General features: G+C 73.4%; 14 protein-coding genes. 7 read left to right on the forward strand and 7 right to left on the reverse strand.

The window, feature by feature from the left end:
- Positions 1-541: 541 nt before the first annotated feature.
- The 4 genes from J5Y04_RS31635 to J5Y04_RS31650 form a co-directional block, all read right to left on the reverse strand.
- Positions 542-1,231, reverse strand: coding sequence for a nucleoside/nucleotide kinase family protein (locus J5Y04_RS31635; protein ID WP_209415843.1), 690 nt, complete (start codon positions 1,229-1,231; stop codon positions 542-544).
- A gap of 33 nt (positions 1,232-1,264) precedes the next feature.
- Entirely contained in the window at positions 1,265-2,224 is a 960-nt protein-coding gene (locus J5Y04_RS31640; RefSeq protein ID WP_209415844.1) for an LD-carboxypeptidase, read from the reverse strand.
- Between the two features lie 119 nt (positions 2,225-2,343).
- Positions 2,344-3,483, reverse strand: coding sequence for a tryptophan--tRNA ligase (gene trpS / locus J5Y04_RS31645; protein WP_209415845.1), 1,140 nt, complete (start codon positions 3,481-3,483; stop codon positions 2,344-2,346).
- 247 nt (positions 3,484-3,730) lie between these two features.
- On the reverse strand, positions 3,731-5,347 hold the full coding sequence (locus tag J5Y04_RS31650; RefSeq protein WP_209415846.1) for an APC family permease: 1,617 nt from the start codon (positions 5,345-5,347) through the stop codon (positions 3,731-3,733).
- Positions 5,348-5,630: 283 nt separating this feature from the next.
- Here J5Y04_RS31650 and J5Y04_RS31655 point away from each other — a divergent pair, with 283 nt between their 5' ends.
- On the forward strand, positions 5,631-6,752 hold the full coding sequence (locus J5Y04_RS31655; protein ID WP_374106150.1) for an ABC transporter substrate-binding protein: 1,122 nt from the start codon (positions 5,631-5,633) through the stop codon (positions 6,750-6,752).
- A 130-nt stretch (positions 6,753-6,882) separates the two neighbouring features.
- Complete coding sequence (locus tag J5Y04_RS31660; RefSeq protein ID WP_209415847.1) at positions 6,883-8,028, forward strand: hypothetical protein; 1,146 nt, start codon at positions 6,883-6,885, stop codon at positions 8,026-8,028.
- Between the two features lie 197 nt (positions 8,029-8,225).
- On the opposite strand, the gene J5Y04_RS31665 is transcribed toward J5Y04_RS31660, so the two are convergent.
- The gene (locus J5Y04_RS31665; protein WP_209415848.1) at positions 8,226-8,762 is read right to left on the reverse strand and encodes an NUDIX hydrolase; all 537 of its coding nucleotides are present in this window, start codon (positions 8,760-8,762) and stop codon (positions 8,226-8,228) included.
- 125 nt (positions 8,763-8,887) lie between these two features.
- On the opposite strand from J5Y04_RS31665, the gene J5Y04_RS31670 reads away from it, so the two are divergent.
- Positions 8,888-9,874: an ATP-grasp domain-containing protein gene (locus tag J5Y04_RS31670; RefSeq protein WP_209415849.1), complete on the forward strand. Its 987-nt coding sequence runs from the start codon at positions 8,888-8,890 to the stop codon at positions 9,872-9,874.
- Positions 9,875-9,906: 32 nt separating this feature from the next.
- Here the strand turns inward: J5Y04_RS31670 and J5Y04_RS31675 are convergent, their stop codons facing one another.
- Entirely contained in the window at positions 9,907-13,974 is a 4,068-nt protein-coding gene (locus J5Y04_RS31675; protein WP_245205838.1) for an ABC transporter ATP-binding protein, read from the reverse strand.
- 660 nt (positions 13,975-14,634) lie between these two features.
- Here J5Y04_RS31675 and J5Y04_RS31680 point away from each other — a divergent pair.
- The gene (locus J5Y04_RS31680) at positions 14,635-14,961 is read left to right on the forward strand and encodes a DUF6191 domain-containing protein (protein WP_209415851.1); all 327 of its coding nucleotides are present in this window, start codon (positions 14,635-14,637) and stop codon (positions 14,959-14,961) included.
- 183 nt (positions 14,962-15,144) lie between these two features.
- On the opposite strand, the gene J5Y04_RS31685 is transcribed toward J5Y04_RS31680, so the two are convergent.
- The gene (locus J5Y04_RS31685; protein WP_209415852.1) at positions 15,145-15,786 is read right to left on the reverse strand and encodes a TetR/AcrR family transcriptional regulator; all 642 of its coding nucleotides are present in this window, start codon (positions 15,784-15,786) and stop codon (positions 15,145-15,147) included.
- Between the two features lie 131 nt (positions 15,787-15,917).
- On the opposite strand from J5Y04_RS31685, the gene J5Y04_RS31690 reads away from it, so the two are divergent.
- The 3 genes from J5Y04_RS31690 to J5Y04_RS31700 all read left to right on the forward strand — a co-directional run bounded on the left by J5Y04_RS31690 (position 15,918) and on the right by J5Y04_RS31700 (position 21,128).
- Entirely contained in the window at positions 15,918-17,648 is a 1,731-nt protein-coding gene (locus tag J5Y04_RS31690; RefSeq protein WP_245205827.1) for a carboxyl transferase domain-containing protein, read from the forward strand.
- A 151-nt stretch (positions 17,649-17,799) separates the two neighbouring features.
- Positions 17,800-20,142, forward strand: coding sequence for a biotin carboxylase N-terminal domain-containing protein (locus J5Y04_RS31695; RefSeq protein ID WP_209415853.1), 2,343 nt, complete (start codon positions 17,800-17,802; stop codon positions 20,140-20,142).
- A complete protein-coding gene (locus J5Y04_RS31700; protein ID WP_209415854.1) occupies positions 20,139-21,128 on the forward strand; it encodes a hydroxymethylglutaryl-CoA lyase in 990 nt (329 codons plus the stop codon). The genes J5Y04_RS31695 and J5Y04_RS31700 overlap by 4 nt, the downstream gene beginning before the upstream one ends.
- Positions 21,129-21,369 lie beyond the last annotated feature (241 nt).

A 21,369-nucleotide genomic window follows, 5' to 3' on the forward strand; every position in this document is an offset into this window, starting at 1 on the left:
TGAATGATTACCGGTAATCCGGTTCACACCCGCGTTGAGCGGCACGGCAACCACCGGAATAGGGCGGCCCCGCGCACTGCGTCCTCGCTGTGTTATTTCAAAAGGAATCTCCAACCCCGGAACAGGTCCGAGGCCGGGGATGTCAACATATCTGGCGTTGACTTTTGGCACGCTGTTGAGTTCTCAAGGAACGGACACTTCCTTCGGTCCGCCTTCCAGCGGGCCCTCCGGGCGCTTCGTTCTTTCGTGTTCCCAGCTTATCAGATGTTCTCCGCTCCGTTTCCGGCGCTTCGTTCATCCAACTCGCTGATGTCTTCTGCGGCTTGACGCCCCGTCCGACGTTTCAAACTCTAGCCCATCCCCGCTCCGAGAAGCGAATCCGGCCGCAATCCATATAAACGGACACGCCGAATAAGACCTGAGCCGCACCGCCGAAAATGGCAAAGCACGACCCAGCCCGAACCGGGAAGTGGTGTTTCCAGGGATTGGCCGCTCCGGGACCGTCCGCGCCGATGCGTGTCCGGTGCTCCCTGCCGAGCGACTAGAGAACACTACGCCCTTCCTGAGTCGCAGGCAAACCGCTGACCCGGACGATGCGGGTGCAGAGGGAGCGGCTCGTCTTCACGTACTCGCCGTTGGGGTGGTCGTTGGTGGTGACCCAGTGGCGGGCCGAAGCCTCGTCACGGCCGCCGGCGCGGTGGCGGCGGAGCAGGCGGTCCTCACGGACGGTGTCCTCGGCGTCCACGTACCAGAGCTCGCGCAGCAGGCGGCGGGCCTCCGGCCAGGGGTGCTCGGTGGCGGCGAGGTAGTTGCCTTCGGTGATGACGAGCCGGGCGTGCGGCGCGACGACGTGGCGGGCGGCGACGGGTTCGTCGAGCTCACGGTCGAAGTCGGGGACGTAGATGTCCTGGAAGCGGTCCGACGCGACGCGGCGCAGCAGCGCGACGTACCCGTGGGCGTCGAAGGTCGCGGGGGCGCCCTTGCGGTGGTTCAGGCCGAGGCGGTCGAGCTGGGCGGCGGAGAGGTGGAAGCCGTCGAGCGGGAGGTACGCGGCGCTTCCGGGGCCTTCGCGGCGTTCGACCTCGGCGACCAGGTGCCGGGCGAGGGTGGACTTGCCGGCGCCGGGTGGGCCGGCAAGTCCGAGGATGGTGCGGGCGTTGCTTCCCGGGCCCCGGAGGAGACCGAGGGCGAGCGCCGCGAGATCAGGAGCGGTGTGGGTGTCCTCGTTCATGGGCGCACCCTACTGACCGCGCCCGGGCGGCCGTCAGCTCCGCGGGGCGAGGGCGGGCGTCTCCAGGGTGAGGGTCCCGCTGTCGGCGTCGAGCAGGGCGGGGACCCCGAGCGGCACGGTCAGGGTGGAGGGGCAGTGACCGAAGCCCAGCTCCCAGACGACGGGTATGCCGAGCGGGCCGAGCCGGTCGAGCATGACCTCCCGGACCCGCTCGGGCCGGCCGCAGCCGTCCCAGGAGCCGAGCGCGACGCCGGCGACACCGTCGAGCGCGCCTGAGCGCAGCAGCTGGGTGACGAGGCGGTCGAGCTGGTACGGGTGCTCGTGGACGTCCTCCAGGATCAGGATGGTGCCGGCGAAGGAGGGGCGGGCGGCCGGTGTGCCGCGCTCGGCGGTGATGACGTGGAGGCAGCCGCCCGCCGTGATGCCGCGGGCGCTGCCCGGGACGAGGGTCTCGGCGGTGGGCGAGGTGAGGACCGTGACGGACTCGGGGTCGAAGAGGGTGCGTCGCAGGTGGTCGGCGGTCGGACCGTCCTGGATGAAGGAGGCGGCCGCGCTCATCGGTCCGTAGAGGGTGGCGATGCCGAGCCGCTGGGCGAAGGCCTCGTGCAGCGAGCTGACGTCGCTGAAGCCGATCAGCGCCTTGGGCGGTACGGCGCGCATGGCGTCCCAGTCGAGCAGGTCGACGATGCGGTGCACGCCGTAGCCGCCGCGGGCGCAGATGACGGCGTCAACGGCGGGGTCGAGCCAGGCGGACTGGAGGTCGGCGGCCCGGTCGGCGTCGGTGCCGGCGAGGTGGCCGAGGACGGGGTGGGTGTCGAGGACGTGCGGTCCGACCGTGACCTCCAGCCCCCAGGAGCGCAGGATCTCGGACCCGGCGGTGAGCCGCTCGGGATCGATCGGGCTGCTGGGGGCCACCACGGCGATGCGGTCCCCGGGGAGGAGCCGGGGCGGACGGGTCAGGCCTCGGGCGGGCGCGGGAGTGCGCTGATCCATTGCCAGGTTCCTTCCGGAGTGGAGTGGTTCGGGTCAGGGGCGGCGGCGGGACGGCGGCGGGACGGCTCGGGGGCGGTGCCGTCCGTGACGCCGACCAGACAAGATATGCCCTGCTGCGTTCATGCCGACCCCATCACCGCCCTGACCTCGTGGAGGGTGGATTCCGCGACGGTGTTGGCGCGGTCGGCGCCGGCGCGGAGCACCTGCCGGACGTAGCCGCGGTCGGCGGCGAGTTCGGCGCGGCGGGCGCGGATCGGGCGGAGGTGGTCGTTGACGGCCTCGGTCACCGTGCGCTTGAGCGCGGCGCTGCCGCCGTCTCCGATCTCGTCGGCGACGGCCTCGGGTGCGCGGTCCTGGCAGAGCGCGGCGAGCAGGACGAGGCTGGAGACCTCGGGGCGGGCGTCCGGGTCGTAACCGATCCGGCGCTCGGTGTCGGTCTTGGCCCCCTTGATCAGGCGGGCGGTGGTGTCCTCGTCGGCGGAGAGCGGGATGGCGTTGCCGCGGCTCTTGCTCATCTTCCCGCCGTCGGTGCCGAGCAGCAGCGGGGCGGCGGAGAGCATGGCCTCGGGGCGGGGGAAGACGGCGGTGCCGTCCGGGTGCGGGTAGCGCTCGTTGAAGCGGCGGGCGACGGTCCTGGTGATTTCGAGGTGGGGCAGCTGGTCCCGGCCGACGGGGACGACGCTCGCCTTGCAGAAGAGGATGTCCGCGGCCTGGTGGACGGGGTAGGTGAGCATCAGCCCGTTCACCGCCGACTGGCGGGAGTGGGCGATCTCGTCCTTGACGGTTGGGTTTCGGTTCAGCTCGGCGACGCTGACCAGGCTGAGGAACGGCAGTAGCAGCTGGTTGAGGGCGGGCACGGCGCTGTGGGTGAAGATCGTGGCCCGGTCGGGGTCGATGCCGATGGCGAGGTAGTCGAGGACGAGGTTCTCGGTGTGCTCGGCGAGGCGGTCGGCGACGTCCCGGTCGGTGATGACCTGGTAGTCGGGGATGACGATGAACAGCTCGACGCCGAGGCGCTGGAGGCGGACCCGGTTCTGCAGGGAGCCGAAGTAGTGGCCGAGGTGGAGCGGGCCGGTGGGGCGGTCGCCGGTGAGGATCCGGTGGGCCCCGGGGTTGCGGCGGATCCGCTCGTCCAGGTCGGCGGCCGGGGTGTCGGAGGCCGCGGGATCGCTGGCCGTCGCGTCAGCGGCCGCGGTGCCAGCGGTCACGGAGCCGGCGGCCGCGGGGCCGGTGGAGTGCGGTGCGGTGGTGGCGGTCATGGGGTCTCTCCTCGGTACGGCGGTGGTGGTGGCCGTCCGGGGTACGGGCCCGTCCCGTGGGGAGACGCAACAGGGCCGTCCATCCGGACGGCCCTGGTCAGGCGTGGCTGGTGGCCGTCCTAGGACGGCCACCAGCTGAGACCTGCGAAGCGCTTCATGTGGTGGAGGATAGCGCCGCTCCCCCGACGGCGTCAGGGTTTTCGGGAGGACCCGGGGCGCTGCCTCCCCGGCACCGCTCGCCCCGCCGTCAGTCCTCCACCACCAGTGCGGGGGTGTCCTTGCGCAGCGTCTCGCCGCGGAAGAACTCCGGCCGGTACGCGCCGTACCAGGTCATCAGCACGGCGCCGAGCAGCAGGATGCCGACGCCGATGACGAACACGGAGCCGATGCCGAGGACGGCGCCGCTGCCGTAGCCCGGGTCCCACGCGTCGGTGAGGGTCTGCAGGAAGACCGCGCTGAGGAGCACGCCGCCGATGAGCGGGGCGACGCCACGGAGGACCAGGTCGCGCAGGCCGCCCAGGAGCGAGCGGCGGAAGTACCAGACGCAGGCGAAGGCGGTCAGGGCGTAGTAGAAGCAGATCATCAGGCCGAGCGCCAGGATGGTGTCCTGGACGACGTTCTCGCTGATCACGCTCATGCCGACGTAGAAGACGGCGGTGGCGGCGCCGGCGGCCACGGTGGCGTAGCCGGGGGTGCGGAAGCGCGGGTGGACGGAGCCGAAGCGCGGCGGCACGGCCCGGTAGGAGCTCATCGCGAGCAGGGTGCGGGCCACGGGGATGAAGGTGGTCTGCAGGCTGGCGGCGGCGCTGGCGACGACGGCCAGGAAGAGCAGGATGCTCCACGGCGAGCCGAGCACCGGGCGGGCCAGCGCGGAGAAGACGTTGTCGGCGGTGGCCGGGTTGCCGAGGCCGGTGCCGTTGTCGCCGACGCCGGCGAACATCTGGGAGGCGATCGCGACCAGGAGGTAGGAGCCGACCAGGGTGACCATGGAGATCATCGCGGCCCGGCCCGGGGTCTTGGCGCTTCCGAGGGTCTCCTCGTTCATGGTGAGGCAGGTGTCCCAGCCCCAGTACATGAAGATCGACAGCGACAGGCCGGCGGTGAACGCGCTGAACGAGGTGACCTGGAGCGGGTTGAGCCAGGAGGCGGAGAAGCCGATCGAGTCGGGCAGGTCGCCGGCGGCGGCCTTGCCGATGGCGATGACCGAGAAGAGCAGCAGCACGGCCAGCTGGAGGCCGACCAGGCTGTACTGGAACCACTTGGTGGCCGTCATGCCCCGGTAGCTCATCGCCGTGGCGGCGGCGATCAGCATGACCACGGTGAGGAGGTGGACGGCCTTGTTGTCGTTCAGCTCGGCGATCCCGCTGCTGCCGGTCATCTCGCCGAGCATCAGGTAGAGGAAGTCGGTCGCCACCCCGGCCAGGTTGGAGAGCACGATGATCGTGGCGACCGTCAGTCCCCAGCCGGCCATCCAGCCGATCCGGGGGCCGAAGGCCTTGACCGTCCAGGTGAAGGACGTCCCGCAGTCCGGGAAGTCCTTGTTCAGCTCCTTGTAGGCGAACGCGACGAGCAGCATCGGCAGGAAGCCGGCCAGGAAGACCGCGGGCATCTGGACGCCGACGGCGGTGACGGTCGGACCCAGCGTCGCGGTCAGGCAGTAGACCGGGGCGACCGTGGAGACGCCCAGGACCACGCTGCTCAGCAGGCCGACCGAGTTGCCCCGTAGGCCCTTGTCCCCCGTTGCCCCCGCCGCCCCCGGGTCGGGGGCTCCACCACTGGCGCCACTGACCGGGGCACCCTGCGGAGCGGCGGGCGCCGTTGCCCGGCCGCTGCTTCCGTGCTCTGAGAGCTGCTGATCAAACACCAGCGCACCCTAGGTGGGAGTACGGAAGGTTGAGTAGACCAACTCTTGGTGATCTGAACCACTCGCTTCGATTTATTTACCGAGAGCCGCTATGAGTGAATGAATTAACGGGATACAACCGTCATGTACCTTGTTTTCGAAGGGTTGGCGGCAGGTTGATTTCCCCTTTATGTCACGTCTTGAGACGGTTTGCGCCCCACCTCGGAGCCTCGCGATCGACCTCCCCAGGGGGTTCGGATAGGTTTGCCTCACCTAACTTCGATCGACCGAGAAGGAGCGTCGCGTGGCCCCCCACCCCGCCGACCGGACCGTCGTCAGCCCCACCCCCTCCCGCCGCAGGCTCCTCACCGCCGGTCTCGCCGGCGGCGCCGTCCTCGGCCTGGGCGGCCTGCTCACCGCCTGCGGGGGCTCCGGCGGGTCCGGAGCATCGGCCGGCGGCTCGGCCAAGGCCTCCTCCGGCTCCTCCGCCGGCTCGTCGCCGGACCAGAAGTCGGTGAAGCAGGGCGGCGACGACTACGCCACCGTGATCGAGAAGATGAAGGGCTTCGGGACCGACGCCGCACCCGGCGTCTACCCGCGCACCGTCAGGCACGCCATGGGCGAGACCGTCATCCCGGCCAAGCCGGTGCGGGTCGTCGTCCTGGACACCGGCGAGCTCGACAACGTCGTCTCGCTCGGCATCCAGCCGGTCGGCGTCGTCCACACCGACGGCTCGAAGACCATGCCGTCCTACCTCAAGGACAGGGCCGGGAACCCGGCGGCCGTCGGCACCATCAACAGCCTCAACCTGGAGGCCATCGCCGCGCTCAAGCCCGACCTGATCCTCGGCAGCCAGCTCCGCGCCCAGGACCAGTACGCGCAGCTCTCCAAGATCGCGCCGACCGTCTTCTCGCTGCGCCCCGGCTACCCCTGGAAGCAGAACTTCCAGCTCAACGCCGCCCCCTTCGGCCTGGAGGCGGAGGCCAAGGCGCAGCTCGACGCCTACCAGGCGGCGGCCGCCGCGATCGGCGCCAAGCTGGGTGACAAGCGGCCCACCATCACGCCGCTGCGGTTCATGCCCGGCAAGACCCGGCTGTACGCCGAACTGTCCTTCATCGGCACCGTCCTCACCGACGTCCCGCTGCCGCAGCCCAAGATCGAGCAGGTCAAGGAGCTGGCCGTCGAGATCAGCCCCGAGCAGATCGACAAGGCCGACGCCGACTGGGTCTTCTACGGCGTGTACGGCACGCCCAGCTCCACCAACCAGGACGCGGTGCTCGGCGGACCGCTCTGGAAGACCCTCGGCGCGGTCAAGTCCGGTCAGGCCCGGCCGGTTTCGGACGAGACCTGGTTCCTCGGGCTCGGCGTCTCTGCGGCCAACGTCGTGCTGGCCGACCTGAAGGGCTTCGTCGCTCCGGGTACCTGAGTCCGGGACGGCGGGGCGGCGGCGCAGAGGGTCGGACGGTGTCGTCGCCCACACCCGGGGGAAAGCCGCTTGGAGCTGGTCGCGGCGTGCGGGAGGATCGTCGGGACCGTACCCCGAAGGGCCCGTGCCGATGACCACGCTCGACCAGACCGCGACCGCTTCCGACCTGCCGTCAGCCGGCCTGCCCGCGCCCGGCCTTCCCGTGGACGGGGTTCCCGCCGGCGACCGGCCCGCCTCCGGTGCGGCCGCCCCGGCCGCCGGGCTCTGCGCGATCGCGGCGGCGACGGACTCCGGGGTGGCCGGCGGTGCCCGCCACGGCTCGGTGCCGCGCCCGCGGCGCGGCGACGTGGAAGACACAGGGGCCGCTCGGGGCGAAACTGTCGGGGGCGGGGCTGCCGGGGGCGGGGACGCAGGGGGCGGGGCTGTCGCGGCCGGGGACGGCGAGAGCGGGCACACGGCCGCACTGGTCCGGGCCGGTTTGGCCGAGCGACTGCGGACCGCCTACGGGCAGGGCCGTTCGAGCGCCGAGCTCGCCGCCGCCTGCCGTCGGCCGGTCGCGGAGGTCAACGAACTGCTGACCGAGGGCGCCGGATCCGCCGCCGGCCCGGGTGCCGGTTCGGGCACCGCGACGGGAACCGGCGCGGGCAGGGGAGCCGACGTCGGGGGGTTCACCCGGCTCCAGTCGCCGGAGCCCGCGGAGGTACAGCAGACCGTTCCCGTCCTGCGGGCCGCGCAGGAGGAGCTGCGGATCCTCCGGGCCAAGCGGCCCTCACCCTCGCGACGGCTGCGCCGCATGCATCCCGAGGTCGCGACAAGCGGCGAGGCCGAGGACGCGGAGAAGCGCGGGGCGACGCCAATGGCCGTGCCACCGGACGCCGCACCGGCCGTGCCCGCCGCGGCCGGGCCCTTCGGCGAGGCCGTGCCCGCCACGGCCGAGACGCCGCTCGGCATCCTGATCGGGGGCACCCCGAACCTTCCCGACACCGTCGGCCGCCCCGAGGAGCGGCAGCCGGTGCGGGTGAAGGCCGAGCTGGTCCGGGTCGGCCGCGGCACCGTCCTGGTGGTGCTGCCCTCGTGGCGGCCCGCCATCGCCGTCTCGGTACCGACGGACCACCTCCTCCAGGCCACCGGCCTCGACCTCGGCCGGCTGGCCGATGCGCAGCTGTCGGTACTGATCAACCCCGGCGCGCTGCACGACCGGGAGCTCGACCTGCACGGCTGGCAGTCCGGCCCGGCCGGGCGACCGGGCCGACGCGGCGGGCGGTCTCCGCGCTGAGGCGTTGTCCGCCACGTCCTGGGCCTGTCGGTCTCGCCTCGATCACGCCTCGGTCACCGGTCACGGGTCCGGAGTGCCATGGCTCCGGTGGTCGGCGGCAGGCGTCCCGGCAGCCGGTGGCAGAGTGACCCGCGGCAAGGTGACCGGCGGCGGGGCGCCCTGGTCGCCGGGGGGCCTTGTGGCCGCCGGCCGGTGCGTCAGGGAGCCGACGCCGGGGCGTTGGGGACGTAGCCGAGGTGGACGGGCTGCGGTTCGCGTCGGTCGGCCAGCCAGCCCTCCCGGACATCGGCCAGCAACTCCGGGAGTCTGGGCGGCCAGAGGGCGTCAGCGTCCTCGTCGGCCAGATCGGCGGGGGTCCACCAGCGCCAGCCGAGGATGCCGTCGGCGGTGTGCACCGCGCTGACGTCGCCGCCCGGGCCCCGGTTCGGTCCGCTGGTCAGGTAGATGTGCTCGTGCTGGCGGACGGGCGTGCCGTGCCAGGTGAAGTCGTGCTCCCAGGTGCAGAGCAGCGGCCCGGGTTCCAGGTCGGTCCAGCCGGTCTCCTCCCAGAGCTCGCGCCGGGCACCGGTCCACGGTGTCTCGCCCGCCTCGATGCCACCGCCGGGCATCGTCCAGTGGACGCCGACCTCACTGTTGTCGGAGCGGAGCAGGAAGACGGAGCCGCTCCCGTCCATCACCACCGTCCGGGCCGCCTGCCTGGGGACACGCCTCGCTCGCCGCAGCAGATTTCGCATCGGATCACTCTCCCAGCGCCGGTCGCGCAGCGTCGAGCGGATTAGCGCCGGGGCTGTGGCACCAACCGCGGGCAGAGAGGGTGTTCACCCCGCCGCGAGCGTCCCGTGGCCGTACTCTGACCCCCATGCCCGCACCAGCGATCGTCTTCCCCGCCGACCCGCTCAACCCGCGCCGGCCCGACCCGCACTTCGCCTGGGAGGCCCGGACACTGCGGGAGTTGGGCGGCGAGCAGTACCTCGTCGACCACGACGCGCTGCTCGCCGGAGACGTCGCGGAGGCGGTCCGGCGGGTGCCGGAGGACTGCGGCCCGCTCTGGTGCCGGGGCTGGATGATCCCTGCCGTCGACTACGCCGCCTTCGACCGGGCCCTGGCCGACCGCGGTGCCAACCTGCTCACCAGTGCGGCCGGTTACGCCTCGGCACACGAACTGCCCGGCTGGTACGGCGTGTTCGAGGGCGCGACCCCGCCGAGCACCTGGATCCCGCTGTCCCCGGCGGCGGGCCGCCCCGGGGCCGAGCAGCTGGCCGCCGCCGTCGAACGGCTCGGCGGGCACGGCCCGGCGATCGTCAAGGACTACGTGAAGTCCCGCAAGCACGAGTGGGACGAGGCCTGCTACGTCCCCGAGCTGTCCGACCTGGCCTCCGTCGGGCGGGTGGTGGATCGCTTCGTCGAGTTGCAGGGCGAGTTCCTGGCGGGCGGCGTGGTGCTGCGCCGGTACGAGGAGTTCGCGCGGGCCGGCGGCGGCGACGGCACGACGGACGGGCTCGTGAACGAACCCGGAGCCGGAGGCGGGCCGGCCGGCGGACCGGCGGGCGCGCGGGGTCGCGGCGGGAACGGGGAGCGGCCGGTGGAGGCCCGCGTGTGGTGGCTGGACGGCGAGCCCGTGCTGGTCGGACCGCACCCGGACGCACCCGGGCAGAGCGCCGAACCGGACCTCACCGGGGTGAGGCCACTGGTCCGGGCCCTCGGCTGCCGCTTCGTCACCACCGACCTCGCCAGCCGGGCCGACGGCTCCGGCTGGCGGGTGGTGGAGGTGGGCGACGGGCAGGTCAGCGACCTGCCGCGCGGGATCGACGCCTCCGGACTGCTCACCTCACTGATCGCGGCCTGACCCCTCGCCCGTTCCCTCCGCGGCTGCGGCCGCTATCCCACCACCGGCTCGGGCTCCGGCGCCGGGTGGCCGTCGGCGATGAACGCCTGCCAGAGCCGCGCGTACACACCGCCCTGTGCGAGCAGCTCGGCGTGCGTGCCGTCCTCGACCACCTTGCCGTGGTCCAGGACCACCACACGGTCGGCGCGTTCGGCCGTGGTGAGGCGGTGGGCGATGACCAGCGTGGTGCGGCCGCCGCTGAGCCGGTCCGAGGCGTGGTTGACGGCAGCCTCGGTGGCCAGGTCGAGCGCGGCGGTGGCCTCGTCCAGGAGCAGGATGTCCGGGTCGACCAGCTCCGCCCGGGCCAGGGCGATCAGCTGGCGCTGGCCGGCCGAGAGGTTCCGCCCCCGCCCGGTGACCTCGTGCTCGTAGCCGCCCGACAGCCGGACGATCATGTCGTGCGCGCCGACCGCCCGGGCCGCCGCCTCCACCTCGGCCGCCGAGGCCGAGGGCCGGCCGTACGCGATCGCCTCGCGCACCGTGCCCGCGAACAGGTACGCCTCCTGCGGCACCACGCCGAGCCGGTGGCGGTACTGCGCCAGGTCGTACCGGGTCAGGTCGACGCCGTCCACGCGGACGGTGCCGGCGGTCGCGTCGTAGAACCGGGCGACCAGCTTGACCAGGGTGGACTTGCCGGCCCCCGTCTCGCCGACCAGCGCCACCGTCTGACCGGCGGGTATGTGCAGGCTGACGCCGGTGAGCACGGACGGGGCGCCTTCGGCGCCGCCGTTGTAGGCGAATCCGACGTCCTCGAAGTCGATCTCGCCGCGGAGCCCGCCCCGCACCGGCACCGGGTCGGCCACCTCCGCGGTGGTGGTCCGGGTCTGCAGCAGTTCGCGCATCCGGCCCAGACCCACCGCGGCCTGCTGGTAACCGTCGAAGACCTGCGAGAGCTGGTTGACCGGCGCGAAGAACAGGTCGATGTAGAGCAGGTAGGCGACCAGCGCACCGACGGTGAGCGTCCCGGAGTCGACCCGCGACGCGCCCACGATCAGCACCAGCGCGGCGGCGACGCTGGAGAGGAACTGCACGAACGGGAAGTACAGCGAGATGTAGAGCTGCGCGCGGACCCGGGCCTCGCGGTAGGCGATGCCCCTGGCGACGAAGCGGTCGGTGTTGGCGTCCAGCCGACGGAAGGCCTGGACGATCCGCATGCCGGCGACGTTCTCCTGGAGGTCGGCGTTGACCGTGCTGATCAGGTCGCGCGAGATCTCGTACTGCTGCTTGGACTTCTTGCGGAAGACCAGCGTCGCCACCACCAGCAGCGGCAGCACCGCGAAGACCACGAGCGCCAGGCCGGCGTCGATGACCAGCAGGGCCGCGAAGATGCCGAGGAAGGTCAGCAGGCTGACCACCGCCGTGACGACTCCGGTCTGCAGGAAGGACGTCAGCGAGTCCAGGTCGGTGGTCATCCGGGTCATGATCCGGCCGGACAGCTCGCGCTCGTAGTAGTCCAGGCCGAGTCGGTTGAGGTGGGCGAAGATCTTGAGTCGGAGCGTGTAGAGCACCCGCTCACCGGTACGGCCGCTGACCCGGTTCTCGGCGCCCTGCACCAGCCAGTCCAGCAGGACGATCACCAGGGCGGTCAGGGAGGCGACGGCGACGCCCGACATCAGGCCCTTGCTCACGCCGTCGTCGATGCCGTGCCGGATCAGGATCGGCAGCACCAGGCCGGCGCCCGCGTCCAGGGCGACGAGGAGCAGCGCGACGGCCAGCGGGCCGCGGAAGGGGCGCAGCACTCGCCGGAGGCTGAAGTCCGGGTCGGCGGCCTCCGCCTGGGACCGGGGGATCGCCGGCTCGTCGGTGGCCGGGGGGAGTGCGGCGACCTTGGCGAGCAGGTCCGGGTCGGCGGTGCGGGCCGCCTTGGCCAGGGCCGGGGTCGGCAGGTCGGGGAGGGGCTGCGACGCCGGGGCGTCCGCCGTGGTCCCGGGGGTGGCATCGGCATCGGCCTCGGCGGCGGGGCTGCCTGAGGGCTCCGTGACGAGCTCGTCGGCCCGGTTGTTTCCGGCCTGCGGGGCCTCGGCCTGAGAGGCTTCGGCCTGAGGGGTTTCGGTCCGGGCGGTGTCGGTCCGGGGGTTCTCGTTCAGTGCGTCGGCCGGTGTTCCAGTGGCGGCCGCGGGCCGGGTCCGACCGGCCTCGGGATCCGAGATCAGCACCCTGTACTGGGGACATCGGCCGTCGAGCTCCTCGTGCGTTCCGATGTCCAGCAGGCGGCCGTGGTCCAGCACCGCGATCCGGTCGGCCAGCTGGAGGGTGGAACGGCGGTGCGCGATCAGCAGCGTGGTGCGGCCGGTCATGACCGAGCGCAGCGCGTCGTGGATCTCCGCCTCGATCTGCGGGTCGACCGCCGAGGTGGCGTCGTCCAGCAGCAGGACGCCCGGGTCGGTGAGGATCGCCCTGGCGAGCGCGATGCGCTGGCGCTGGCCGCCGGAGAGCGTGAGCCCCTGCTCGCCGACCTTGGTCTCGTAGCCGTCGGGCAGCTCCCGGACGAACTCGTCCGCCTGCGCCGCGCGGGCCGCCGCCACGACCTGCTCGTCGGTGGCGTCGGGCCGTCCGTACGCGATGTTGGTCCGGACCGTCTCGGAGAACAGGAAGCTCTCCTCGGGGACGATGCCGACCGCGGCCCGGACCGAGTCGAGGGTGAGGTCGCGCAGGTCGTGGCCGTAGAGGCGGACCGCGCCGGCCGCCGGGTCGTAGAACCGGGGCACCAGCTGCGCCACCGTCGACTTGCCCGAGCCGGACGCGCCGACCAGGGCCAGCGTCTCGCCGGGGGCCAGCTTCAGGCTGAGCCCGTGCAGGACGGGCGCGGGGTGCTCGGGGTCGTACCGGAACTCGACCTGGTCGAACTCCAACGCCACGCCGGGCGTGAGCGGGCCGACGGTGCGGTGCGTCTCGCCGTGCACGGCGACGGGGGCGTCGAGGGCGGTGGAGGCGGCGGGGGCTTCAAGGGCAGCGGGCTCGGTGGAGGCGTCGAGGGCGACGGGCCCGGTGGAGGCGGCGAGGACGACGGGCCCGGTGGACCGGGTGGATCCGGCCGTGCCGGTGGTCCCGGCGGGATCCTGCCGGGCGGCGAGGTGAGCGGCCGTGAGGTCGAGGGCGACCGCACCCGGGCGCTCCTGCACCAGCGGGCGCTCGTCGATCAGCTGGAGCACCCGCTCCACGCCCGCGCGGGCCTGCTGGCCGACCGTGATCACCATGGTCAGCATCCGGACCGGGCCGGTCATCTGCGCGACATAGGTGGAGAAGGCGACGAAGGTGCCCAGCGTGACCTGGCCGTTGACCGCCAGCCAGCCGCCGAACGCCAGCACCGCGACCTGCGCCAGTGCCGGGATCGCCTGCATGGCCGGGTTGTAGCGGCTGTTGAGCCGGATCGAGCGCAGCCGGGCCGCGAAGAGGCTGCGCGAGGCCGCCTCCAGCTTGCCCAGCTCCTGGGCCTCCTGGCCGAAGCCCTTGACCACCCGCACGCCGCCGATCGCCTCGTCGACGACTCCCGCGACGGCCGCCGCCTCCTGCTGCGCCGCCCAGGTGGACGGGAACAGCCGCTTGCGGCTGAGCACCGAGACCCACCAGAGCGCCGGGCCCATGACCAGGGCGATCAGCGTGAGCGGCGGCGAGAGCCAGAGCATCACGGCCAGCGACATGACGAACATCAGCAGGAAGCCGGTCATCATCGGCAGCATCGAGAGCAGGCCGTTGATCAACTGGAGGTCGGAGGTCGCGCGTCCGACCACCTGGCCGGTGTCCAACCGGTCCTGCCGGTGCCCGTCGAGCCGGCCGAGCGAGCGGAAGAGGTCGCTGCGCATGTGGTGCTGGACGTCGAGTGCGAGCTGCCCGCCGTAGTAGCGGCGCACCTGGGTGCAGGCGAACACCAGGGCCGCCGCCACCAGCAGCACCACGGCCCACGGGGCCAGGGAACGGGTGTGCTCGGTGATGACGTCGTCGATGATCAGCTTGGTGACCAGCGGGACCAGTGAGGTGACGGCCATGCCGACGAGCGACGCCCCGAAGGCCAGCAACAGGCTGCGGCGCGACAGCAAGCAGTAGCCGACCAGCCGCCGCAGCCAGCCCTGGGGGCTGCCGCCGGGGGCCGCGGCCCCGCCCGGGTTGCCGCCGCCGGGGCCCGGTCTGCCGTCGGCGCCCTGCTTGCCGCGGGTGCCGGGCTTGCCGTCGGCACCCGTCGGCGCGCCCCGGGTACCGGTCGGGGGTCCGCTCGGGGAAAGCTCCACCGTAGATCCGTGAGTCTCAGGCATATTTAGGGATGCTAACCATTCCGTCGGGTGGCCGCCATGGTTTTGTCCGGCCGGCTCATCCGGCCACAGCACGCCGGGCGTCCGGCCCGGCTGAGGAGCCAACAGCCCGCGGCCAGCGGTGATTCCCGACCCGGCCTCGGCCCGTGCCCCTGCCACCAAGGGTGGACGACCGCGCGCGGAACGCCCACCTTCCACCGGCGCAGCGGGCCGCCCTCCTTTGGACCTAGGCCTCTCTGGGCCCAGGGCCCGTCCGCACCCGCCCGCAGCCGGGGCTGCGACCCGTGGGCACTCGGGTCGGGGGCGGGACGTTGAGCCTGCGGACCCCGACGGGCAGGCCCGTACGGGGCGAGGCGGTCCACCCGACCCGTGCCGCCCGAAGCGGGCGGACCCAAACAGGCGGACCGGAGCGGGAAGAGCGAGGCGGGCCGACCGAGGCGGACGGAGTGTCCGCCGCCGGAAGAGGGAGAAGCGATGAGCATGGTCGGGCCGGCCGTGGGCGCCGTCGCGGCCGTGCCCGCACTGCTGCTGGTCGACCGGCTCCTCCTGTGGATGGAGCGGCGCGGCTGGATCTACTGGCGGCGGCGCCGTGCCGGGGTCGGCGCGGCGTCGAGCCTCAGCATGATGGACGAGCTCAACGCCTTCCTCTCACCCGGGCGGCAGCAGATGCGGGAGGAGAAGGAGCGCCGGTTGGTCCTTCGGGACGACGCCGGGTCGGCCGACCCGCTGGAGCACCGCATCGACCTGGAGTCGGGCCGGGTGACGGTCCGGCCGGGCGGACCGGAGCAGCCCGGCCGGTAGCCACCCAGCGGGCGGCCGGGCAGGGACCACGCACCCGCCCGCGGACGGCGGGCCGGACGCGGGCCCGGATCGGCACGGCCCTCGGACGGCACCGGCCGCCTGGGCGTCGCCGGCCCGACGCCACCCTCGGACCGCGCGGGGTGTGCGGCGCAGCGGGCGCGGCCCGGGCGAGGAGCGGGTCGCTCAGCCGCGCGCCGCGGCGTCGGCCGCCGCGGAGAAGGCGCCGTGCGCCAGGCTGTGCAGCAGCGCGGCCATGCCGTCGCGCTGGAGGCCGGCCCGTTCGTCCTGGGCGGGGTTGGGGACGACGCTGTGCGGGGTCGAGTTGATCAGGCCGAAGACGGCGTGCACCGCGGCCCGCGCGACCGGCTCGGCGGTCGGTTCGGCCAGCGGCGGGTAGGCCTGCCGGACGACGTCCACCCACAGCTCGACGTAGCCGCGCTGGAGCCGGCGGACGGTCCGGCGGTCCTCCTCCTTGAGGTTCAGCAGCTCGCGGTCGTGCAGGGTGATGAGGTCCCGGTCGTCGAGGGCGAAGTCGACGTGCCCGCTGATCAGCGCGTCGAGTGCCGCGGCCGCGCCGTCGCCCCCGCCGCCGGCCCGGCGACGGCCCTCCTCCAGGAGGCGCTCGCTGATGCCGATCAGCAGGTCGGCGAGCATCGCGTCCTTGCCCGCGAAGTGGCGGTAGAGACCGGGCCCGCTGATGCCGACCGCCTTGCCGATCTCGTCGACGCCCACACCCAGGAAGCCGCGCGCGGCGAACAGCCGGGCGGCCTCCTTGCGGATCTGGTCACGGCGTGGGAGCGCGGAAGCGGCTGGGACCTTCGACATGCTGCCCATCGTAGACAGTGGGGTTATCGGCCGTTAACCTGGGCGCACGAGTTAACGCTCATTAACGTGGGGGTCGCGGGCTCACCCGGCCCTGCCGCCCACCTGGTGCCGAGGGCAAGGGAGCTCTTGGGATGGTCATCCCCACCGCCGGCGTACCCGCCGGCGTCAACGGCAGCGCCGCAGGCGCAGGCGCGGCAGGTACGGGCGGCTCACCGTCCGGCGGATCCGTCGCCCCGGGAGCCGCCGCTCCCGCACCCCGGCTCGGCACCGCCGTCGACCCGGGCTCGGACGCCTTCCGGGCCAACACCGAGGCGCACCGCGCCCTGGTCGCCGAACTGCGCGAGAAGCTGGACACGGCCGCCCTCGGCGGCGGTGCCAAGGCCCGGGCCCGGCACACCGCGCGCGGCAAGCTGCTCCCGCGCGACCGTGTCGACACCCTGCTCGACCCGGCCTCCCCCTTCCTCGAACTGGCCCCGCTGGCGGCCGACGGGATGTACGACGGGGCCGCACCGGCAGCCGGTGTCATCGCGGGCATCGGCCGGGTCGCGGGGCGCGAGGTCGTCGTCGTCGCCAACGACGCCACCGTCAAGGGCGGCACGTACTACCCGATGACGGTCAAGAAGCACCTGCGCGCCCAGGAGGTCGCGCTGGAGAACCGCCTGCCCTGCATCTACCTGGTGGACTCCGGCGGCGCCTTCCTCCCGATGCAGGACGAGGTCTTCCCGGACCGCGACCACTTCGGCCGGATCTTCTACAACCAGGCCAGGCTCTCGGCCGCCGGCATCCCGCAGATCGCCGCCGTGCTCGGCTCCTGCACCGCGGGCGGCGCGTACGTCCCGGCGATGAGCGACCAGGCCGTCATCGTCCGCAACCAGGGCACGATCTTCCTCGGCGGGCCGCCGCTGGTGAAGGCGGCCACCGGCGAGGTCGTCACCGCCGAGGAACTGGGCGGCGGCGACCTCCACTCCCGCACCTCCGGGGTGACGGACCACCTGGCCGAGGACGACGCCCACGCCCTCTCCATCGTCCGCACCATCGTCGCCGGGCTCGGCCCGCGGGCCGCCCGGCCGTGGCCGCTGACCCCGGCCGAGCCGCCGGCCGTCGACCCGGCCGGCCTGTACGGGGCCGTCCCGGTGGACCCGCGCACGCCGTACGACGTGCGCGAGGTGATCGCCCGACTGGTCGACGGCAGCCGGTTCGCCGAGTTCAAGGCCGAGTACGGGGCGACCCTGGTGACCGGCTTCGCCCGGATCCACGGCCACCCGGTCGGCATCGTCGCCAACAACGGCGTGCTCTTCTCGGAGGCCGCGCTCAAGGGCGCCCACTTCATCGAACTGTGCGACCAGCGGGGCATCCCCCTGCTCTTCCTCCAGAACATCACCGGGTTCATGGTCGGCCGGCAGTACGAGGCGGGCGGCATCGCCAAGCACGGCGCCAAGATGGTCAACGCCGTCGCCTGCACCCGGGTCCCGAAGCTGACGGTGGTGATCGGCGGCTCGTACGGGGCCGGCAACTACTCGATGTGCGGACGGGCCTACTCCCCCCGCTTCCTCTGGATGTGGCCGGGCGCCAAGATCTCCGTGATGGGCGGCGAGCAGGCGGCGTCCGTCCTGGCCACCGTCCGCCGCGATCAGCTGGAGGCGCACGGCGAGGAGTGGCCGGCCGAGGCGGAGGACGAGTTCAAGCGCCCCGTCCGCGAGCAGTACGAGCGCCAGGGCAACGCCTACTACGCCTCCGCTCGACTCTGGGACGACGGGGTGATCGACCCGATGGACACCCGCACCGTCCTCGGGCTGGCGCTCACCGCCTGCGCCAACGCCCCGCTTCCGCAGCCCGGCCCGTACGGCGTCTTCCGGATGTGACCCCGGTGGCCGGCGTGCCCGCACGCCGGCCACCGGCCCGCACCGGACGTCACCAGGCCCGGCCCCGGCCACGCCTCGCCGCGGCCCCTGCCGCCGCCACCCTCCACCACCTCCTTCTTACGGCTCCCCTCGACCCGGAGGAACGCCTCCCATGTTCGACACAGTTCTGGTCGCCAACCGCGGCGAGATCGCCGTCCGGGTGATCCGCACCCTGCGGCGGCTCGGCGTGCGCTCCGTCGCCGTCTTCAGTGACGCGGACGCCGACGCCCCCCACGTCCGCGAGGCCGATGTCGCGGTCCGGCTCGGACCGGCCGATCGCAGCGACAGCTCGGCCGCCGAGACGTACCTGCGCACCGACCAGATCCTCGCCGCCGCCCGCCGCACCGGCGCCCAGGCCGTCCACCCCGGCTACGGCTTCCTCGCCGAGAACGCCGCCTTCGCCCGCGCCTGCGCCGACGCCGGCCTCGCCTTCATCGGACCTCCTCCCTCCGCGGTCGAGCTGATGGGCGACAAGATCAACGCCAAGGAGGCCGTCCGCGCCGCCGGCGTGCCGGTCGTCCCGGGCAGCCAGGCGACCGCGCCGACCGACGAGGAACTCGTCGCGGCCGCCGCCGAGATCGGCTACCCGGTGCTGCTGAAGCCGTCCGCCGGCGGCGGCGGCAAGGGCATGCGCCTGGTGCGGGACCCCGCCGAACTGCCGACCGAGATCGCCGCCGCACGGCGGGTCGCCCGTACCGCCTTCGGCGACGACACCCTGTTGCTGGAGCGCTGGATCGACCGGCCCCGCCACATCGAGGTGCAGGTGCTGGCCGACGCCCACGGCACCACCGTCCACCTCGGCGAGCGCGAGTGCAGCCTGCAGCGCCGCCACCAGAAGCTGATCGAAGAGGCACCCTCCGTTCTGCTCAATGCCGAGACCCGCGCCGCCATGGGCGCCGCGGCCGTGCGTGCCGCGGAGTCCTGCGGCTACACCGGGGCCGGCACCGTGGAGTTCATCGTCCCCGGCATCGACCCGGACTCCCCCACCCCGGCCGAGGGGGTACGGGACTTCTTCTTCATGGAGATGAACACCCGTCTCCAGGTGGAACACCCCGTCACCGAACTCGCCATCGCCGTCACCACTCCTGCCGCCGGACCGGCCGCCGCCCACACCGAGCGGCTGGACCTGGTCGAGTGGCAGGTGCGGATCGCCTCGGGCGAGCGCCTCACCTTCTCCCAGCCGGACATCTCCTTCCTCGGCCACGCGATCGAGGCCCGCATCTGCGCCGAGGACCCGGAGCGCGACTTCCTGCCCACCGGCGGCCGCATCCTGGTCCTCGACGAGCCGCAGGGCGAAGGCATCCGGGTGGACTCCGGCGTCACCCCGGGCACCGTCATCACCAGCGCCTACGACCCCATGCTCGCCAAGGTCATCGCGTACGGGCCCGACCGCCCGACCGCGCTGCGCCGCCTCCGGGCCGCACTGGCCGACACCCGGATCCTCGGCGTGACCACCAACACCGGCTTCCTGCGGCGACTGCTCGCCCACCCCGACGTCGTCGCCGGCCGGCTCGACACCGGCCTGGTGGAACAGACGGCGCAGCAGCAGCCCGCGCTGCTCGCCTCGCCCTACTCCCCGGCGTCCGCCGTCTCCGCCGCCGACCCGGCGGCCACCGCGGACGGCACCGGCTCCGGCTCCTCCGAGCCCCCGACCTCAATGCACCTCCTCTACTACGCCGCCGCACTGGCACGGCAGCTGGACCTCTCCCCCGCCGCCGACGGCGGCGGCTGGACCGACCCGTTCTCCCTTCCCTCCGGCTGGCGCCTGGGCGGTGACGCCGCCTGGACCACCCACCGACTCCGTGCCCCCGGCCAGGACCCGGTGGCGGTGAGCGTCCGTCCGGTCACTGCGGGCAACGTAGCCGAGGCCACCGACATTCCCCCCGGCGTCACTCCCGAGGTGGACGTCCGGCTCGGTTCGGGCCCGGCCCACCGCGCACGGGCCGTCCGGACCGGGGACCGCCTGCACCTCACCGTCGACGGCCTGCAGACGACCTTCGCCCTGACCACCGACGAGGCCCCCGGCCGGCCCGGCGCCCCGCTCGCCGGACCGGTCACCTGGCTCGGGATCGACGGCGACGCCTGGCCGCTGCACGCCCACGACCCCGTCGGCGAGAGCACCGCCGCCGGAGCCGCCCACCACGGCGGCCTCACCGCCCCGATGCCCGGCACCGTCACCGTCGTGAAGACCTCGGTCGGCGAACAGGTCCGCCGGGGTCAGGCCCTGCTCGTCCTGGAGGCGATGAAGATGGAACACGTGATCGCCGCCCCGCACGACGGCACCGTGAGCGAGCTGCGGGCCACCGCCGGGGCGACCGTGGCGATGGAGGAACTGCTGGTCGTCGTCACGCCCGCCGAGGACGGCGCTGCGGGCGACGCGGCCGGGGGCGGGACGGCCGACGGCGGGACGGCCGGTCGGGCGCTCGGTGCGATGACGGCCGAGGTGCGGTCATGAGCACCGCCGCCGCGCCCGAGCCCGACGCCCTCGACCTGGGCCTGCCCGACCCCGTCCGTGCCCCGGGCCTGCCCGAGGAGGTCCGGATCCACGAGGTCGGGCCGCGCGACGGACTGCAGAACGAGAGCGCCCTCGTCCCGGTCGAGGTCAAGGCCGAGTTCATCGCCCGGCTCGCGGCCGCCGGGCTGAACACCGTCGAGGCGACCAGCTTCGTCCACCCGAAGTGGGTGCCCCAGCTCGCCGACGCCGAGGAGCTGGTCCCCCGGCTCGCCGGCCTGCCGCAGCGCCACCCCGGGCTGCGCCTGCCGGTGCTGGTGCCCAACGAGCGCGGGCTGGACCGCGCGCTCGCCCACCACGTCTCCGACATCGCGGTGTTCGCCAGCGCCACCGAGACCTTCGCCCGCCGCAACCTCAACCGCTCGGCGGACGAGGCGATGGCGATGTTCCGGCCGGTGGTGGAACGCGCCACCGCGGCCGGGGTCCGGGTGCGCGGGTACCTCTCGATGTGCTTCGGCGACCCGTGGGAGGGCCCGGTGCCCGCCGAGCAGGTGATCCGGTTCGGCGGGCAGCTGCTGGAGATGGGCTGCACCGAGCTGAGCCTCGGCGACACCATCGGCGTGGCCACCCCCGGCCAGGTCACCGCACTGCTGGACGGGTTCGCCGCAGCCGGCGTGCCGGTGGGCCGGCTCGCGGTGCACTTCCACGACACGTACGGCCAGGCGCTGAGCAACACGCTGGCGGCACTGCGCAGCGGCGTCACCGCGGTCGACGCCTCGGCGGGCGGCCTGGGCGGCTGCCCCTACGCCAAGAGCGCCACCGGCAACCTGGCCACCGAGGACCTGGTCTGGATGCTGCACGGACTCGGCATCCGGACCGGGGTCGACCTCCGTGCCCTGGTCGCCGCCAGCGGCTGGATGGCCGGGCAGCTCGGCCGCCCCAGCCCGTCCCGCACCGTCCAGGCACTGCTCGGCGCGAACCAGGGCTGACGCGCGGGGGCGCCGGGAGGTCCCGGCGCCCCTTCGTGACCCCTCGCGCCCCGGCAACCTCCGTCGTCCCGCGCCGGTACGGCGCCGCCCGCGGCGTTGCCCGGCCGGCGACCCTCCCCCGCACGGCACGACACCTTCCCCGCGTACTTCACCTTCCCTCTCAGCACTTCGTGTGCCGGTCACACCATCCGACCGGCACGCGGTTGTCCCGATCACGCCCGCGGCCACCCCGGCCGGGCCC

This window comes from Kitasatospora sp. RG8 (assembly GCF_017813315.1).
Taxonomy (GTDB): Bacteria; Actinomycetota; Actinomycetes; order Streptomycetales; family Streptomycetaceae; genus Kitasatospora.

Excerpts from the sequence above, each read along its gene's own strand:
- J5Y04_RS31635 (WP_209415843.1), bottom strand. The coding sequence starts at position 1,231 with ATGAACGAGGACACCCACACCGCTCCTGATCTCGCGGCGCTCGCCCTC.
- J5Y04_RS31640 (WP_209415844.1), bottom strand. The coding sequence starts at position 2,224 with ATGGATCAGCGCACTCCCGCGCCCGCCCGAGGCCTGACCCGTCCGCCC.
- trpS (WP_209415845.1), bottom strand. The coding sequence starts at position 3,483 with ATGACCGCCACCACCGCACCGCACTCCACCGGCCCCGCGGCCGCCGGC.
- J5Y04_RS31660 (WP_209415847.1), top strand. The coding sequence starts at position 6,883 with ATGACCACGCTCGACCAGACCGCGACCGCTTCCGACCTGCCGTCAGCC.
- J5Y04_RS31665 (WP_209415848.1), bottom strand. The coding sequence starts at position 8,762 with ATGCGAAATCTGCTGCGGCGAGCGAGGCGTGTCCCCAGGCAGGCGGCC.
- J5Y04_RS31670 (WP_209415849.1), top strand. The coding sequence starts at position 8,888 with ATGCCCGCACCAGCGATCGTCTTCCCCGCCGACCCGCTCAACCCGCGC.
- J5Y04_RS31680 (WP_209415851.1), top strand. The coding sequence starts at position 14,635 with ATGAGCATGGTCGGGCCGGCCGTGGGCGCCGTCGCGGCCGTGCCCGCA.
- J5Y04_RS31685 (WP_209415852.1), bottom strand. The coding sequence starts at position 15,786 with ATGTCGAAGGTCCCAGCCGCTTCCGCGCTCCCACGCCGTGACCAGATC.
- J5Y04_RS31690 (WP_245205827.1), top strand. The coding sequence starts at position 15,918 with ATGGTCATCCCCACCGCCGGCGTACCCGCCGGCGTCAACGGCAGCGCC.
- J5Y04_RS31695 (WP_209415853.1), top strand. The coding sequence starts at position 17,800 with ATGTTCGACACAGTTCTGGTCGCCAACCGCGGCGAGATCGCCGTCCGG.
- J5Y04_RS31700 (WP_209415854.1), top strand. The coding sequence starts at position 20,139 with ATGAGCACCGCCGCCGCGCCCGAGCCCGACGCCCTCGACCTGGGCCTG.